We start from the raw sequence: 17,782 nt of genomic DNA on the forward strand, positions 1-17,782 counted from the left end.
GTTTGCCTCTCGTCGGCGGCGCTCAGACCGACCAATCGCTTCAATGCAACGATGGAAAGGAACGATCCGGAACTTGCCGACGGGTTCGGCTTCTCACAGAACTTCGTCAGAGAACCGGGCCACGTCTTGATGCGCCGCGACCCACTGGAGATGCGCCTTGTTCCAGTATTCGCGCGCGTCAGCGCCCGTCAGCACCCTGAAGCCGGACGGAGGCAGTGGCAGTTCGAACGGGATTGGCTCATCGGGCAGCCACAGCAACACGTTGTCCCGGCTTTCGATGGTCTTTAGCCACGTGCGTTTCAGGCGATGAAATCCGCGCATGTTTGCCGCTGCCAGCGCGAAAACCGATCCTGTGATCCTCAAGCTGGGCGACACATCGGAAGCCTTGACCGGTGCCTGGTGTGTGATTTCACCCTTGGCCAGATAGGCATGCATGCGGATGAGCGATCCGTCGATACGCACGATTTCCTTCGTTCCGTCCCGGTCGTTTTTCGCGGGATCCACGCTAATCCCCGAGAAACATCCGTCGAACAGGCAATCTTCGATGGTGCCGCTGAGCAGATAGTCATTCTCCACCGCATCATCCCTGATTTCGCTGAGCCAGCACCCTTTCAGGCGAAAGCCGTCAGCCCGCTCGGCGAAACGAATGCCATCCCAGCAGCGACGCGCACGGACACCTTCTATTGTCGCATTGGTGGTTCCATCCCTGACGAGCAGGGCCGCGCTGTTGCAGTAGGTGTCCTGCCAATCGGACGTTTGCGGCACATGGCCGTTGAAGCATCCTCCGATAAACCGAACGTCAGGGCAGTCGCGGATTACGACTGGATAGCGATTGACTGGCAACGTCCCCGCGTCGCAGCCCATCATCTCGCTGGGATCGCTGTTTCTGCTGTTGGCGACTGTAAAGGAGGCATTTCGAGCGTCGATTGTTGCTCCCGGCTGAAGACCCCGGATCGATTGTTGTTCGTAGCCATAGTCGCCTGTCAGGACCAACTGCTTGTCCTTCGGCGTCTGCCCGCCCTCCGCTTGGCACGAGCCCGGCAACAGAGCGAATACGGGGCACAGGCCGGCAAGGCCAATGAATGAACGACGGTCCATTCCCTTGCTCATTGACCTGCTGAATCGCATTGCCGATGCCGTTCCAGGCAGGCCAAAAGCACGACCTCGAGCGCTCTTTCGGCCACGTCTTCGGGCGATGCTGATCGTTCCACGTCGACTTTCGCCAGTATGCCGGTCTGATCTTCCGCGAGCATTTCCCTGGCAAGATCGGCCGTCATCTCGTGGCAGGCGCGATCCGCGGCAGACCAGAGATCAGTGTCGCTGGCGGGAGATGACCTTTGCATCCGCGAGGACCGATCGCCCCTTGTCTGGAGCCGGTCCTTTGCAACGCCGGCCTCGCCGCGAAGATGGACAAAAACCATGTCATGGACGCCGACGGTCGCCAGTATATCAAGCCATTTCTCGGATGTTTCTCGACACTTGCTCTTCAGCAATATGGACCAGAACCCCTGCAGTAAGCCTTGATCCATTATAACAATTGAATTTCTTCTTTTTCTCTCATTCTCGATATAAGCGACCAAACTGATAAGATTCCAGACAAGCCTGACCGCATCGGTAGTCGATGTTTGCCTGCTTTCGATCACGAAACGCGCAATTCGAGCAAGCAACGAGCGAAAATCACGATCCAGAAATCTGGGAGCAACGACACCGATCCTGTGTATCTGCCTCCCGATGAATGTTCTTCTTTCGCCCGCTATTCCCACTTCACCCATCAGCGGGCCGCACCGTCGCAAGCTGTTCGCCAAGAGCTTGGAGGCCGTCGTCTTTCCGATCCCGGGCAGACCAAAGAACTCCACAAATCGAACGTCTGTTTGAAGCACGCGTGCTTCGGCGCTCGGCAAGAGGCCCGCCACGAGGTCACGAACGGGGTGCGATGTCATCGGATTGAGGGGGCTTTCGGAAGGCCGGGGAGCAAGGCAAAGAGCTCACGCTCTTCCTTGGCTCTTCAATGTTGGAATAGCTGCAAGGGAGCGCCGACATACAGCTTTTGATTGTACTCAGGACTGGCCTGCGGCAATCGTTGCATGCCGCGGTAGAACATGAGCAAAGCCAGGGGCAGCCAGAAGAAAGGCGCGGTTGATGGACCGAAGGAATCGCTCATCTGGTTTGCGACGATGTAATTCCACACGGAAACCGACGTTCCGAGCACCATCACATTCACTTCTGTCGCGTAGGCCCCCCTGTCATTGTTGACCAATGTGCGAAAAACGGCGCTAACCAGATATGCTGTGACCAGCAGAACGATGATCGTGACCAACCCGAGACCGGGCACCCCAAGTGTTCTGAAGTAATCGATGAACAGGTTATGGCTATGAGGAGCGATGTCGCCTATCGGCTGCCCTGCCCCCACTCCGATAAATGGATGCGACAGGCCCATATCGATCGACATCGACCACAGTCGCTGCCGCGATATCATCGAATGCGCCTCACCCCCGGAAAGTTGAAGCGACAACAGGTTGTAAGCCCGTGGATTGAAGACTTGCAATGTCGCCAAGCTCGTCTCGAACAATATCGGAGCCGCAACGATCCCCGCGATTACTGTTACCGGACTCTGCTTTCTTATTACCAGATAGATACTGTATAGCCCGAAGAAAGTGCCAAGGCCCACAACGCCGACAACGAAGTTGGTCTTCGAACCCGATTTCACCAAACCCAAGAGCACCGCGACGAGACAGCCCAAGAGGAGAATTCGGTGCCTGCGAGCAGCGACCAGCTTCGCGGCGACAAGCGGCAGACCAGCCGACAAGGCAATTCCGAGTTGGTTCGAGTGCTTGAAATAGCCTTCCGACCGATCGACGAATTTGGCATCGCCCAACCCGATGGTGACAAGGCAGGATGTTGCAACACTCATGATGATCATCACCAACACGATCCTGTCGACCGCATCGAGCCCCTTCGGTCTCGTCGAGATCGCCGCAACCGCTGGAATAATGGCGAAGCCAAACAGCTGTGCGAAGACCGCGCGCATTGTCCTGATCGGATTGTCCGCGTAGAGCATCGACAGCATGGACAGAACGATGATGAAAGCAGATACCGTCAGCACCGCGGTCGCCAAGGCCGCTTCGGCCCGATGAAGGCGTCTCGCTGTTTCGGCGTAGACGACGATGCTTACCAGAGCGCAGAACAGAGCCAGTAGAAAGGAAAGAGAGCCATCTGTTCCAGCAATCCGAGTGGCGCCAGGGAACCATATCGACACGATGAGCAAAAGAACGGATGCCTGCAACATAGATGAGATGTCACACTGAAAGCGTTATGCAGCAACTGCTTGCCGATACGGCCAGCTGCGCAACGTCCAGCGCCCTTTTGCTCTGAACCGCAACGCTGAGAAACAGAGGCTCAGCGCTCCACTCTGGACAATTCAAGGCATGCTGCCGCACTGCGGGTGAATACTCCGCATACCCATTTGACAAGCAGCGTAGGCCCAGCCGGTGGACAAGGAAATGAGCGAAAAGGGGGCATTGGGACAAGGTGTCCTACGCCTTTTGTGCAAGCGGCGCAGGTGCAGCGATTTCCCGCCGCCTGGTCGACAGCGGCCAGGCCATACGCCCGGATTGAGTGTTGGTACGAATTTGCAGATGTGGGAGACTCGGGGCGCGGCACACTGAGTCTTGTGGACCATAGGAGATCGCCGTGCATTGGGGTCTTGTCATTGTCGGCGCGATCGGCATCTTGCTTGGATTGCGCGTTCGCGCGCCTGCGCTGATTGTCGCGACCGCCGTGACCGTCGTGGTCGGTGCCGTTGCAGTTGGCGCTGGCAGTTTTTTTGCTTGGCACCGCTTGCTTTCGATCCTGCTCCTGGTCGTCACACTGCAATGCACCTATTTGCTCGGCCTCTTCCTTGGCATCGTGTTGCGTCGTGGCATGTCACGGGAGCAATGACGGACCGGACCCGTTTGCCGCTGTCGCCAAAGGTAAACTGAGGTTTTGGGGCAACGACAGGGATGAAACCAAGAATTTGCGATGGCTCAGTTCGGAATTGGGTCGAAACAAAGAGATATTACGCGTTTCCGTGAACCAAGTTTCCGCGAACCAATGAGCCGCTCTAATCAAGACGCATGGTTGAATTTCATCACCGCGAAGATCGTCCGAACGAGAATGACGACATCAGCCCATATGGACCAGTTTCGCACATAGCTGCTGTCGATTGAGACACGACTGGGATAATCGATTGCGTCTCTGCCCGTTACTTGCCACAGGCCGGTCAGCCCCGGCCGGGTTTGAAGATAGTCGATCGCACAGGTTCCATAGCGTTGCAGTTCGTCGGGAACGACCGGCCGAGGGCCGACGCAACTCATTTCGCCGCGCAGCACGTTGATGAGCTGGGGCAACTCATCGAGGCTCGACTTCCTGAGAATGTGCCCCAGGAATGTGATGCGCGGGTCGTTCTTGAATTTCCAGTGTTGTCCCCACTCCTTGGCGGCTTCGGGATTGCTCGCAAGATAGTCGGCCAGAACCTGCTCGGAGTTGGCGACCATGGTCCGGAACTTGTAGCAGGCGAAACGCTTGCCGTTGAAGCCAACCCGGCCGTGGGAGAATATCACCGGCCCGCCGTCGGTCACCCATATCAGAAGGGCAACCGCCAGCATAACCGGAGCGGCGAGGACAAGCGCGACCAGTGCGACCGTCACGTCCATCATCCTCTTGCGCCGGCCCCCAAGCGGACGATGGTTTTGGCCGGCACGGATGCCGGGCCTGCGAGAATTTATGTCGAATGCGCTGATTGTCACGATTTTCGCCCACGAGTTTCGCCGAGGAACGCCGATGGTTTTGGCTAAGCGCTCAACTTCATGCCGGCGGGTCATTCTGGACAAGAGCCGCAAAGGAGGTAGCGCCGGACGTGGCGCTGGCTACCCCCTTAGCCTGATCCGCGCGTTGCTGGCGTGGCGTCGATAAGCCTTCTGATCGAACGGCGTATCACCGAGCATCCGTTTGCTGCGGTAGCAGTTCGGGTAAGTTCGGCTGTATTGCGAGGATGACGCATTGGAACTGGTTTCGGTTACCAGGCGGTCGAGTGTGCCAACCCAACTCAGGTCACCACTCTCCTGGCAAGGATGTCGAGAGAATGTCCGGAACCACGTTCGCCAAATGTGCAACCCCGCAAAGGCGGCATCCATCAACACAATGCAGGGCATGCACGCGCGTCGCGCCCCGACTAGATCCAGCAGGGACTGGTTCTCCTGCACCAAAGGACATTGCCAGCCAATCTGAATAGTGGAGAGCGCGCAACGTGGCGCCCAGCTTGATGCCATCATCACATGATTTCCCCGCGAGGCCGTTTGCTCGCCATGTTCCCGAGATCGACCGTGCGCGAACGCTCGCTATCGTTCACAGGCAAATAGCCTTGCTTGGTCTCGATCTCTCCGGCCTTACCGTGGTCGTTGGCGCGGCGACAGGATACCAGGCGGCGACAGCGACAGCCGCGGCGCTCGCCAATGCGGCCCATGTCGTTGCGCTTGCTCGCATCCCCTACAGGCATCCGAGCCTGACAGCAGCCGCGGACGCGACGTCGGCATTTGCCGAATTTGCAAAAGTCTCCGAACGCGTGGAAGTGACGGATCGCATCGACAGCCGCAAATGGCAAGAGGTTGACCTCGTCACGAACTGTCTCCAGGTCGGGCCGATTTCGAGGTCTCTCATCGAACTCTTACCCCCTCATGCGGTTGTTTCGTTAATGGCTGAACCGTGGGAGCTTCGGCCAGGCGTTGTGGACTTCGACGCCTGTGACGAGGCCGGTATCAAAGTCGCGGCTCCCAATCTCAGCCATCCGTCCATAGCTCTGCTGCCAGAGTTCGCGCGGTTGTGCCGCGCCTTGCTCGACGATGCAGGGGTCGATCAACCTGCGGCGAGGCTCGCGGTCGTCTGCGACACGCCTTGTGCACCATTCCTCGCGTATACGCTTCGCGAGCGTGGGGCGAGAGTAAGCGTATTCTCGCACCCGTCGCTGCTGACCGACAATGTATGGGATGTGATCGTTGTCGCGATGCGACCCTCCGAGAGACCGTCAATGGACATCAACAGCCTGGGCCGCATTGCCGGGAACTCGCGTCATACGCTCCTGGTGCAGTTCAGCGGCAAGATCGATCGCTCGGCCGCAAGCTATTTCGGCCTCAGTGTGTGGCCGCCGAAACGGCCTGCAAGTGATCAACTGGGCCTGCCGCTCGACATATTTGGAGCGGATCCGGTAATCCGCAGGCTAACAGGCGGACTGAAGGCAGCCGAAGCCGCATATCGCGGCGCCGAAATGGGAGGGGACAGCGTCGGATTTATTGTCAAGGCAGGATCCGCGACAGCTGACTGCCCCCCCAGTCGCGCGTACCCGTTTCGCGACAAGGGCCTGGAAGGGCCGTCCGACTTCTGAACCTCGGACGATAGCGGCGGACATCAAAGAGGTCTGGCTCCATATCGATGCAACAACGCCCAGCAGCTTGTCCTGAGGCCGGCCACGCAAAGGGCCGGCCGCGGCAGGCTCAAAGCATCATCTGCCTCAACTTGTAGGCTACCTCCGTACGGTTCGTTGCCTTCAGTTTTTTCATGATGTTGCGGATGTGGACCTTGACGGTGCTCTCGCAGAGGTTGAGCTCGTAGGCGATTATCTTGTTCGCCTTGCCTTTCCTGAGCGCTTCCACAACCGCTGCCTCGCGTGCGGTGAACATGCCGGTGAGCGGGCGGGCTCCGTTTGCGGCCGAATGGATGATCTCGCGGAGCGCCAGCACACAGCTGGCGGGTACGAAGATTCCTCCGGCACGAGCCAGACCAATGGCCTCGGCAGCGACCCTCACCTTCACACTTGTGGGAATGTAGCCTCGGGCGCCGCATTCGAGAGCCGCGAGAATCTCCCCCGGCTCGTCGGAATCCACCACAACAATTACGGGTACGGCGCCAACCTCGGAAATGAAGTGCACGAGTTCCGTCCGGACGCTCTCGTCGGTGACCTTTCTGGCCCCAAGAATGACGAGGATCGCGGATGGCTCCGCCTCACCAGCAATGTGCCGGATTTCGTCAAGCGATCCTACCGCGCTAACGCGGAAGTTGGGATTGTGCTCGACAAGGCCACGAGCAAGGCATTCGCGCTCGAGTGCTCGCTTGTCGACAATTATGACCAGGCCTTCGCTCGGATGCCCTCCTTCTTCAAGATCGGTCCTGCTAAGGCCATTCGCGTCCGGCAGATGCCCATTGCGCATCGGCCTCGTTGCATCATTCCAAGGTACGGAAATTTGAGGTTGTCCCATCGCCCTACTCCTCTCCGCCGCCGGCTTTGCTTTCACTTGCTTTCTTTGTCTTGTATCCCTCGCAAAGCCTATGAGCGGCATGAACTGAAACGCGTCCACCGTGTATCGGGCTGCCTACATGTCAATTGGATATAGATTCGAGGAGTACGCCATACGTCGTCAAAGGCCCAGATGTATGGCACCCCCGCACCATTGAGGTAATCCAGCCTGACACGCATACTACGATGCTGTGGAAAAGGCGCATTAATCCCGGTTAACAATTTGTTAATTATATCTTAGGTGGCTAATGTACCCAAAAGGATAACAACTTGGAATTGTGCCGACGCATTTCGCACTAAATGGATGAAATTGGGATTACCTCGATGTGGAGAGGGAACCTTGGCGAGTCGTGGGAATAGGCCCACAGCTTTCAGAAAATCCACCGACCTCGGCTGCCAGTGCCACATCCCACCACTGCGGTCGGGATTGTTTCTCGACCTGCAACAACAGGCTTGTCCGGAGGGCAAAAGGGAGACGTCAGCATCGAGCACGGCGTGGACCCGAGAGGTTTCGAACCTTGCGGCCTCTATCTGCAGAGGCAAGGCAGCGCTAAAGGCTCGCCTTCCACAAGGAAGGGCGTTCCCGTTTTCAGGGCGCTACCCATTCCGTAGAGGAAATGGCCGGTGCAGTTTGGGCTCATTGGGATGGCGGACCACACCGGCCACTGCGGGAAGGATTCGACGTCCCCCGCACTGCTTTAACTTATGAATATATTAGAAATGCCGCAATTACGCCTATTGTCGGGTAGTGGGTTAATCGATAGCGATTTCCATGTGCGGCCGCTCAGCCTCGGTCATTTTTGGCGAACCGCTGCACCGTTTCCGGCGTTTACCACGCACCGCTGCAATCTGCGTCCTCGGTCATGTGCGCCTGAAGAGTGCCGACCCACTGGCCGCGCCGGCCGATGGTACCGTTGGCTGGGATCGAACCAGCGACCTCCGGATCCACAATCCGGCGCTCTAACCATCTGAGCTACAACGGCACATTTGCCTGAGCGGGTCGAGGTGGAAAGCCTCCGCGATCCGCTCTGTCGTTCGGCGATGCGTCCATACGGGCTTATGGATTCTAATTCAAGGCTTTTGCAAAGCAAAGACCACTTCCCCACATCTCGCCGCATCGAGCGATATCGCCGGGCAAAGAAAAAGGCCGGCGGGAGGAGGTGCCGGCCTTTTCCTGTTACGAGCCAGCGGGAGGAGGTGCTGGCTGGTCACCCCGGGAAGCAGAGGGAGGAGGTTCCACTCGCCGGGTATTCCTTGATGCCTACCATCATACGCCTGATCATTTTTAAGAAAATGCGACCTTTTGTTGCATCTTCAGATCATGCGCAAATGTTAGGCAGCCTTGATGTTCTTGACGGCCTTCTCGAAGGCAGTCTTGATTGGCTTGGAGACGTCTTCGGCCGCCTTGGAGGCAACAGCCTGGAAGTCCTTGGCCTGCTCGACGGTCGACTCGATACGCTTGCGCAGGAAGGAGGTCTGCAGTTCGACGACTTCCGACAGCGACTTGGCGCCGATCAGGGCTTCGAGATGCGAGAAGCCGGCTTCGGCATTGGCGCGCAGCGCAGAGATGGTCTTGAGCGACAGGTCGCTGGAAACAGTCTTGGCGGTCTCGTAAGTCGACTCCAGAGCCTTCTGGGTCTCCTCGGCGCCGGTCTTCAGCTTGGCATAGGCCTCTTTCGACTGCTCAACGCCCTTTTCGGCGAAAGCGCGCATCTGGTCGGTGGCCTTGGAAGCGTCAAAGCTCGGGAATTCAACGTTTTCGATCGTGTCGGCGGTCTTGGTCCTGGACATTTTCCATCCTTTTCAGCGGCAGCGGCTTTGACAGAAAGCCGTCTCGTTCAGTTATGATGGCAATATAAAGGCAAATTTTGTGCATTGCAATATCTTTGTTGCAGTGCACCATAAATTTCTTTCGGGCCGTTAACCAAAAGCCCAGAAACCAGCCTTTGCACGTTCTGGCTTGTGGACCTTCGCGCATCCGGCTTTTATTAACAAAGCGTTAACTGCAAATTTCGCTGCTCCGTGAGGGTTCGCCAAGCGCATGCCGTCCGAATATTCATTCCTCGACGTCGCCGTGCTCGACGCGGTGCGCCAGCGCTTTGCTGCCGGCGACGCGATCGCGATCCTGTCGGTGGACCTGGAGCAGGTGATCTGGGCCAACGGGCCGGGCGCCGCCGTGTTCGGCTACCCCGACATCGAAGCCATCATCGGCGCCTCCGCACAGCTGCCGCTGATCGCCCGCCGCCAGATCATGGCGACCAGCGGCTTTCCCGAAATCGGCAATGATCGTGGCATTACCGTCAGGCTGGCGACCGGCATGACCAGCCGAACCATCGGCTTCCAGGCAAGTGCGGTGACGCTGCCCGACGGCGAGAAGGCGATCATGCTGGCGGTGCCGGCGGCGCAGACAGGCTCGCGAAGTGCGTCCGAGATCGCCAGCCGGGCGATCAGCGGCTTCACCGAAGACGGCCATTTCATCGCCTTCATCGATGCCGGGGGCAATGTCGAGGCCGCCTCGGAGGGATTTTCAGCGCTCGGCATCCTGCCCGCGACGCTGGCCGCCCTCGTGGCCGACGTGGCTGCCGAGGACGAGCGCATCGTCAAGCGCCTCGTTCCAGGCGGCAACACCTCCTACCCGGCCGGCCTCGCGCGGCTGACACCCGAGCGGCATCTGCTTGTGGTGATCGACGAGGATCAGCTCGAAGACAACGCGTCTGCTGCAGAGACCTCGGCGTACGAGCCCCCCGCAGCAACGGAAAGCCCCATCAACGAGATCGGCGGCGCAACAGCGGCGGAAAATGCCGCCGAGATCTGAGCCTCACCAGGACAATCAGCCGACGGCGGATGTTTCGCAGGCAGAGGCGATCGAGCCTCCTCCCGCCACTGCCTCGCCCGCCACTGCCGGGATTGAGCAGCCTGCCCCTTCCGAGCCCGTGGCCGAAGATATTTCGGAACTGGCAACGCAAGAGATTGCGGAGCCGGTCGAGCCGACATCGGTTGCTGCCGACAACGATCAGCCGGCGGCGGGCAGCACGCCGCCACAGCACGATCATTGGTACTTCAATGCTGGCGAGGATGACGCGCGACCGGCGCCTGCCACACCGGAAGTGAAAAACGTGGCCGAAGCGATCGGCACCGAGACCCCGGTGGACAGCGCGGAGCAGGACAAGCCCACCTCCTCGTCCACACCGACCGCAACCCCAGCCCGGACGATTGACCGCTCGGCGGCACCGCTGCGCTTCGTCTGGCGCACCGATGCCGAGGGCAAGTTCAGCGCGCTGTCGCCGGAATTCGCCGATATCGTCGGCAAGCCGGCCGCCGACGTGATCGGCCGACGATTCAGGGATGTCGCGGCGACCTTCGGCCTTGATGCGTCCGGCGAGATCGCCGGCCTGCTGGAGCGGCGCGATACCTGGTCCGGCCGCTCCGTGTTGTGGCCTGTCGTCGGCACCGACCTGAAGATCCCCGTCGACTTGGCGGCCTTGCCTGTCTATGGCCGCAGCCGCGCCTTCGAAGGTTTCCGCGGCTTCGGCGTTGCCCGCCCCAGTGACGCGGTCGTCGATCCGGAAGCGATCGGCATGGCCCTGGTGCCCAATGGCGAGGCGCCAGTGGCGGCGTCCGTACCGGAAGCCCTCGAACCTCCCGCTGAAGCGCCGAAGGCCGAGGAACCAAACGCGGCAGATCCGTTCAAGGGCGAGGTGCCGGCGCTGACCATCGTGCCGAAACAAGAGCGGCGCTTTGCCGACAAGGTCATCCGCCTGGCCGAACACCGGCAGCCGGCCAACGACAAGGGGCTGTCGACGCTGGAACGCAGCGCCTTCCGTGAGATCGGCGAGCGGCTGAAGAAGGACAGTGCGCCGGCCGAGCCACCGGAAGCCGACAAGCCCGGCACCGAAAGCCCGACGCAACCGGCGATCGAGACACCGGCCGAGCCCACGGCGGAAACAGCAGCGAAGGCCCTGGCCGCCAAGACGGAAACTCCGATCGAATCCGCTGGCGAGGCTGCCTCGACGCCTGACGCTGCCCCGGATCATGAACCGACAGAGGCTGGCGAAATCCCCGCGACGGAGCCAGAGAACGACGCGGTGCTGGCCGAACCATCCGAGACCGAAGTCGATAGAGAGCACGAGGCGGATCTCGCACGGCTTGATGGGGCCCATCCGGACGACGTGGTTCACGAGGAGCATGCCGACGCGCCGTCCGGTGCAACAGGCTCGCTGCTCAGCTACGCCGATCATAACGATGAGCCGAGCCCCATCGCGGACAATGACGAGCCGACAGCCTCTGAACCGGTCGCCGCGGAACCAGATAGTGCCGAGCCCGCCGCGATTGAGGATGAACCGGCCGTAACGGGCGCCGGACATGTCGCAGCCGACGACGACAGCATGACGTCGGCCGATTTTCGCGATGCCGAGGACAATGAGGATTGGACCGACGGCGCGGAAGATGCCGCGGTTGATGATCAGACCGTAGAGCATGCCGGGCCATCGACAATCTCCGACGGGCAAGCCATTACGCCAGCCACCGAGACTGTCGGTGCACAAGATGCAGCCGAGTTCCGGCGTCCACGCCTGCAGGTACCGCCGCTCAAGACCGAAGGGTTCGTGCCCTCCGCCTTTTCCGTTGGCGATGAAAGCAAGGCCCCCGATACCTCGCTGCTCGGCAAGCTGCCGGTGCCGCTGCTCATCCATTCGGGCGACCAGCTGCACTATGCCAACGAGGAGTTCCTCGACCTGACCGGCTACGACACGCTCGAGGACCTCGAGGATGCCGGCGGCCTGGGCGCGCTGTTTGCCGATCCCTATGCTGATGACGGCACGTCCGACGGCAGCGACCGGGCGCTGCGGCTGAAGACGCGTGATGGTCAGGAATTCCCGATCGACGCCATCCTGCGCTCCGTTCCCTGGCGCGATGGCAAGGCGCTGATGCTGGTCGTGCGCCGTTCCGGCGAGGATGAAGCACCCGCCGCCCTGCATCTGGTCGGCGAGGAGCCGACACAGCCAGACATTTCCGAGCTCAAGGCACGCATCGCCGAGATGCGCACCATCATCGACACCGCCACCGACGGCGTCGTGCTGATCGGCAGTGACGGCACCATCCGTTCGATCAGCCGCCCGGCCGAAGCGCTGTTCGGTTTCGACAGCGACGAGGTGACCGGCAAGCCATTCGCCTCGCTGTTTGCCATCGAAAGCCAACGCGCGGCGCGCGACTATCTCACCGGCCTGTCCGAGCCCGGCGTGGCGAGCGTTATGAATGACGGCCGCGAGGTGATCGGGCGCGAGGCGCAAGGGCGCTTCATTCCGCTGTTCATGACCATCGGCCGGCTGCCCAATGACAGCGGCTTCTGTGCTGTCGTGCGCGACATCACGCAGTGGAAGCGAGCCGAGGAAGATCTCACCCAGGCGCGCGCGGTGGCTGAGCGGGCTTCCTCGCAGAAAACCGATTTCCTCGCCCGCATCAGCCACGAGATCCGCACGCCGCTCAACGCCATCATCGGCTTTTCCGAATTGATGGTCGACGAGAAGTTCGGGCCGGTCGCCAATGACCGCTACCGCGACTATCTGCGCGACATCAATCGCTCGGGCAACCATGTGCTCGATCTGGTCAACGACCTCCTGGACATCTCGAAGATCGAGGCCGGCCAGCAGGAGATGGCCTATGAGGCGGTGTCGCTCAACGACACGCTGGCTGAGACCGTGGCGATGATGCAGCCGCAGGCCAACCGCGAACGCGTCATCATCCGCTCCAGCTTCGCCTCGCGACTGCCGGAGGTGGTGGCGGATCTACGCTCCGTGCGCCAGATCGCGCTCAACATCCTGTCGAACGCCATCCGCTACACTCAGGCCGGCGGCCAGGTGATTGTCTCGACCGCCTATGAGACTTCGGGCGATGTCGTCATGCGGGTGCGCGACACCGGCATCGGCATGAGCCAGGCCGAGATCGAACAGGCGCTGAAGCCGTTCAAGCAGATCAATGCGCTGAAGCGCGGACGCGGCGACGGCACCGGCCTAGGCCTGCCACTGACCAAAGCGATGGTGGAAGCAAACCGCGCCCGCTTCACCATCAATTCGACGCCCGGTGAAGGCACGCTGGTGGAGGTGGCCTTCCCATCGACGCGGGTACTGGCGGAATAGGTCGCGGCCTCTCCGACCGCCTACCGCTACCCCATTCCGCTAAAAGAAAAGGCGCCCAGAGGACGCCTTAAGAGATGGGATTGCTGTCACAACGGGGGCTTGAGCGAATTCAGATCCTCCGGGGGCTGAGGAACGGGATTTCTCCCTCAAGTTACATGCGACTATCGACGCCGGGCCTTAACAAGTCCTTACCGGGCTGTCGAAAAGTTTACGAATGTGTACCACTCATGAAATCTAGGTAAATTCTACCGACAGATTTCGTTAACCATGGCGCCCGCCCGTTAGTCGGCAAGCTGAGGTAGGTTCCTGAACAGCTCCAGCGCTTCCGGATTGGCGAGCGCTTCCTTGTTCTTGATGGCGCGGCCATGCACGACGTCGCGCACGGCGAGTTCGGTGATCTTGCCCGACTTGGTGCGTGGGATGTCGGTGACGGCGACGATTTTAGCCGGTACGTGGCGGGGGCTGGCGCCGCTGCGGATCTTGGCGCGGATGCGCTTTTCCAGATCCTCGTCGAGCGGCACGCCGGCGGCCAGCCGCACGAACAGCACGACGCGCACGTCATTGTCGAAATCCTGGCCGATACACAGCGCTTCCAGGATTTCCGGCATCTGCTCGACCTGGTTGTAGATTTCCGCCGTGCCGATCCTCACGCCGCCCGGATTGAGCGTGGCATCGGAGCGGCCGTGGATGATCATGCCGCCATGGACGGTCCATTCGGCGAAATCGCCATGGCACCAGACATTGTCGAAACGCTCGAAATACGCCGCCTGGTATTTCTTGCCCTCAGGATCGTTCCAGAAGCCGATCGGCATTGACGGGAACGCCTTGGTGCAGACCAGTTCGCCCTTCTCATGGCGGATCGGCTTGCCGTCATCGTCCCAGACATCGACGGCTAGGCCAAGGCCGGGGCCCTGGATCTCGCCGGTCCAGACAGCTTGCGTCGGCACGCCGAGCACGAAGCAGGAGACGATATCGGTCCCGCCGGAGACCGAGGCGAGGTGCACGTCCTTCTTGATGCCGTCATAGACGAAGCGGAAATCCTCGGGCGACAGCGGCGACCCAGTGGAGGAGATCGCCCGCACGGTCGATAGGTCATGGGTGCGGATCGGCTTGAGGCCGGCTTTGCGCACGGAATCGATGAACTTGGCCGAGGTGCCGAAAAAGGTCATCTTCTCAGCGTCGGCGAAATCGAACAGCACATTGCCGTCGGGATAGAAGGGCGAACCGTCATAGAGCAGCAGCGTCGCCCCGGAGGCGAGGCCCGACACCAGCCAGTTCCACATCATCCAGCCGCAAGTGGTGAAGTAGAAGAAGCGGTCGCCCTCGACAAGACCGGCATGCAGCCGGTGTTCCTTGACATGCTGGATCAGCGTGCCGCCGGCCGAATGGACGATGCATTTGGGAATGCCGGTCGTTCCCGATGAAAACAGAATGTAGAGCGGATGCGAGAACGGCAGCCGCTCGAAGGTTACAGGCTTGACGGCGAAGGGCGCCAGCGCCTCTTCCATGGCCACGGCCTTGTCGATGGTTGCGGCCACGTCGGCCGAGGTGCCGAGATAGTCGACGAGCAGGACCTTGCGGACACTGCCGAGCTTGGCGGCGACCGCCGCAACCTTGTCGGCGACCTCGATCGCCTTGCCATTGTACCAATAGCCGTCGGGCGCGATGAAGATGACGGGCTCGATCTGGCCGAAGCGGTCGAGCACGCCCTGTTCGCCGAAATCGGGGGAGCAGGATGACCACACCGCGCCGATCGAAGCCGCGGCCAGCATGGCGGCAACGGTTTCGGGCATGTTGGGCATCATCGCGGCAATGCGGTCGCCCTTCTTGACCTTGAGTAACAGGAAAAGCTGCTGCAGGCGCGAGACCAGGCCATGCAGTTGGTTCCACGACAGCCGCCGCTCGACCTTGTCCTCGCCGCGAAAGACGATCGCCTCGCCCGCACCGGTCTTCTTCAACAGGTTCTCGGCGAAATTCAGCGACGCGTCGGGAAAGAAGGAGGCGCCGGGCATCCTGTCGCCATCGACGAGAACGATCTCTCCCTTGTCGCCGGCGATGTCGCAGAAATCCCAGACCAGGCCCCAAAAGGCCTCGCGATCCTCGACCGACCAGCGGTGAAGATCGGTGTAGGTGGAGAATGTGGCGCCGGCGCTCGCCTCCGCGGCTTTCAGGAAAGCAGTCAATGGCGAAGCGTCGATCCGGTCTTGCGTTGGGGTCCAGAGCGGTACTTCGGCAGCCATGATCGATCCTCCCACGGTCGTCATCGCTTATGCATATCGCAGCGCAGCAGAGCAAGATTTTGTTGGGCGCAAGCGGCCAGGTGTGCGCAAATGCCATCGCCGGGCCATAAAGACTTGAAATGCCTCAGTCCTAAGTCGTAGTGACGACTAGGACTAAACCCGTCGGGCGATTTTTTGTCGGAATGGAAGCGTATAGGGCGATATGCCATCATCCTTGATCCGGCGCGGAGTATGGGCGATCGGCGCTGCCGTGATCGTCATCGCTCTGGTGGTCGCCACGCTGCCGCTGATCGCCTCGACGCGCATCGTGCGCGACCGCATCGCCTGGGAAATGAGCGCCTGGAGCGGCTTCCGGGTCGCCATTGACGGCTCGCCGCGCATCGAGGTCTGGCCGAAATTCCGCGCAATCCTGACCGACGTGACGCTGTCGAAGTGGACGGACACCGACGCACCGCCGGTCGTCGAGGCCGAACGGGTCGAGATCGACCTCTCGGCCATGGCGGCCCTGCAAGGCGATGTGGCGTTTTCCACGGCGCGGCTGGTGCGGCCGACGATCCGGGTCCAGCGCACGGCGGATGGCCTGTTCCTGCCCACGGCACCGACCGGAGGCCGTATTGCGCGTTCCATCGACGCGGCGCGCGGCGTGGTCAGTGCCGATCCCGCCAAACCCGACCTCGACAAGCTGCCGACAGACGCCTTCGGCACGGTTGAGTTCAGGGACGGCCGCATGGTGGCTTCCGTCAACGGCAAGGACGTGGAAATCCTGAGCAGCCTCAGCGGCCAGGCGACCTGGGCGGCGATGAACAGCAATGCGACGCTGTCGGCAACCGGGATCTGGCGCGGCGAGAGTGTGACTGTCGACGCGGCCTCGCCGAAGCCGCTGGTGCTGTTTGCCGGTGGCATGGCGCCGCTCACTCTGTCTTTCAAGGCAGCACCCGCCACCTTTTCCTTCGATGGCACGGCCAGCATGTCCGAGAACGCCTATTTCGACGGCCAGGTGAAGTTCGCGGCACCTTCGCTGCGCCGCGTGCTGGAGTGGTCGCAGGCCGGCATCGCGCCGAGCGCGGCGATCGGCTCCGTCAGCATTTCGAGCAAGGTCACGGCCTCGGCCGGACGCATCAAGTTCGAGAACACCGCGCTGGCGCTGGACAACAATCCGGGCATGGGGGCGCTGGACGTGTCGGTTGGCGACGCCCAGCCGGTGATCTCGGGTACGCTCGCTTTCGACACGCTCGACCTCAGGTCATTCCTGTCCGCCTTCACGCCGCTGGGGCCGGCAAGCGGGGCTGGGCCAGGGGACGTCGAGGCAGGTTTCGCCGACCGGGTCAATCTCGATCTCAGGCTGTCGGCGGCGCATGCCACGGCCGGCGCCATCCAGCTTGCCGATGTCGCCGCCACCGCCCAGGTCAAGGACGGTCTTTCCGTCTTCGATATCTCCGACGCCTCCGCCTTTGGCGGCAACATCCAGACCAGTCTTCGTTTCGACCGCAAGCCCGAGGGCACCCAGGTCGAGATCCGGCTGCTTGCGTCCGATGTCGATGGCGGCGCGTTCGGCACGGCAGCCGGCATGACCCGGCTGGTGCCGGTCGGCACGGGCACCGTTTCGGTCATCCTCAAGGGGCCGGGCAGGACCTGGGATTCGATCTTTGAAAATGCCGATGGTTCGGTCTCGGCGACCTTCGGCCCCGGCGTACTGAGCAAGTTCAACCTGCCGGCCTTTCTCAAGCATTCCGAACAGGGCGGCTTCTTCGCGCTCGACGATGTCTCGGACGGCACGCTGCCGATCGACGGCGCCGAAGTGAAGGCGACCATTTCGCGAGGTGTGGCGAGGCTGGACAAGGCCGAGGCCAATTCGGCGAAATACAAGATCTGGCTTTCCGGCATCGCCTCCTATGCGGGGCGCGGGCTGGCGCTGTCTGGCGGCGTCATCCAGCCGGACCAGGCGGCGACACAAAAGACCGGCCAGCAGGGACCCAACCAGTCGTCCTTCTTCGTTGGCGGAACATGGAGCACGCCGTTCATTTCCCCGATAAGCCGCGGCGTTTCGGGCGAATAACTCCAACGCCCGCTTTCGTTCAGTT

Annotated in this window: 12 protein-coding genes and 1 tRNA gene; 5 read left to right on the plus strand and 8 right to left on the minus strand. The window is 61.0% G+C overall.

All coding sequences use genetic code 11. From position 1 onward, the window contains the following. Nucleotides 1-93: 93 nt before the first annotated feature. The 3 genes from AC56QX_RS00150 to AC56QX_RS00160 form a co-directional block, all read right to left on the minus strand. Nucleotides 94-1,098, minus strand: a complete 1,005-nt coding sequence (locus AC56QX_RS00150) for a hypothetical protein (protein ID WP_497113105.1) — start codon at nt 1,096-1,098, stop codon at nt 94-96. Nucleotides 1,099-1,106: 8 nt separating this feature from the next. Next, the gene (locus AC56QX_RS00155) at nt 1,107-1,901 is read right to left on the minus strand and encodes a hypothetical protein (RefSeq protein ID WP_497113107.1); all 795 of its coding nucleotides are present in this window, start codon (nt 1,899-1,901) and stop codon (nt 1,107-1,109) included. 104 nt (nt 1,902-2,005) lie between these two features. Further along, nucleotides 2,006-3,286: an O-antigen ligase family protein gene (locus AC56QX_RS00160; protein WP_497113108.1), complete on the minus strand. Its 1,281-nt coding sequence runs from the start codon at nt 3,284-3,286 to the stop codon at nt 2,006-2,008. 404 nt (nt 3,287-3,690) lie between these two features. On the opposite strand from AC56QX_RS00160, the gene AC56QX_RS00165 reads away from it, so the two are divergent. Further along, the gene (locus AC56QX_RS00165) at nt 3,691-3,939 is read left to right on the plus strand and encodes a hypothetical protein (protein WP_497113109.1); all 249 of its coding nucleotides are present in this window, start codon (nt 3,691-3,693) and stop codon (nt 3,937-3,939) included. Nucleotides 3,940-4,106: 167 nt separating this feature from the next. On the opposite strand, the gene AC56QX_RS00170 is transcribed toward AC56QX_RS00165, so the two are convergent. Continuing rightward, nucleotides 4,107-4,694 (minus strand): sugar transferase, encoded by a 588-nt coding sequence (locus AC56QX_RS00170; RefSeq protein WP_497113111.1) that lies wholly within the window; start codon nt 4,692-4,694, stop codon nt 4,107-4,109. A 707-nt stretch (nt 4,695-5,401) separates the two neighbouring features. Between AC56QX_RS00170 and AC56QX_RS00175 the strand changes: the two genes are divergently transcribed. Next, nucleotides 5,402-6,418 carry a hypothetical protein gene (locus AC56QX_RS00175; RefSeq protein WP_497113112.1) on the plus strand — a complete coding sequence of 339 codons (1,017 nt, stop codon included), beginning with the start codon at nt 5,402-5,404 and terminating at the stop codon, nt 6,416-6,418. Between the two features lie 109 nt (nt 6,419-6,527). On the opposite strand, the gene AC56QX_RS00180 is transcribed toward AC56QX_RS00175, so the two are convergent. From AC56QX_RS00180 to AC56QX_RS00190, 3 genes are all read right to left on the minus strand, one after another. Beyond that, nucleotides 6,528-7,370, minus strand: a complete 843-nt coding sequence (locus tag AC56QX_RS00180; RefSeq protein ID WP_497113114.1) for a helix-turn-helix transcriptional regulator — start codon at nt 7,368-7,370, stop codon at nt 6,528-6,530. A gap of 863 nt (nt 7,371-8,233) precedes the next feature. After that, nucleotides 8,234-8,310: transfer RNA gene (locus AC56QX_RS00185), tRNA-His, on the minus strand. Between the two features lie 349 nt (nt 8,311-8,659). After that, nucleotides 8,660-9,118: a phasin gene (locus tag AC56QX_RS00190; RefSeq protein ID WP_497113116.1), complete on the minus strand. Its 459-nt coding sequence runs from the start codon at nt 9,116-9,118 to the stop codon at nt 8,660-8,662. A gap of 250 nt (nt 9,119-9,368) precedes the next feature. Here AC56QX_RS00190 and AC56QX_RS00195 point away from each other — a divergent pair, with 250 nt between their 5' ends. After that, nucleotides 9,369-10,142 carry a hypothetical protein gene (locus AC56QX_RS00195; protein WP_497113118.1) on the plus strand — a complete coding sequence of 258 codons (774 nt, stop codon included), beginning with the start codon at nt 9,369-9,371 and terminating at the stop codon, nt 10,140-10,142. Beyond that, nucleotides 10,126-13,461, plus strand: coding sequence for a PAS domain S-box protein (locus tag AC56QX_RS00200; RefSeq protein WP_497113120.1), 3,336 nt, complete (start codon nt 10,126-10,128; stop codon nt 13,459-13,461). The genes AC56QX_RS00195 and AC56QX_RS00200 overlap by 17 nt, the downstream gene beginning before the upstream one ends. 281 nt (nt 13,462-13,742) lie before the next feature. On the opposite strand, the gene AC56QX_RS00205 is transcribed toward AC56QX_RS00200, so the two are convergent. Next, complete coding sequence (locus tag AC56QX_RS00205) at nt 13,743-15,701, minus strand: acetoacetate--CoA ligase (RefSeq protein WP_497113122.1); 1,959 nt, start codon at nt 15,699-15,701, stop codon at nt 13,743-13,745. A 202-nt stretch (nt 15,702-15,903) separates the two neighbouring features. On the opposite strand from AC56QX_RS00205, the gene AC56QX_RS00210 reads away from it, so the two are divergent. Then, a complete protein-coding gene (locus AC56QX_RS00210) occupies nt 15,904-17,757 on the plus strand; it encodes an AsmA family protein (protein WP_497113124.1) in 1,854 nt (617 codons plus the stop codon). The last annotated feature ends 25 nt before the right edge of the window (nt 17,758-17,782 follow it).

It is taken from the genome of Mesorhizobium sp. RCAM 06353 (assembly GCF_059683585.1).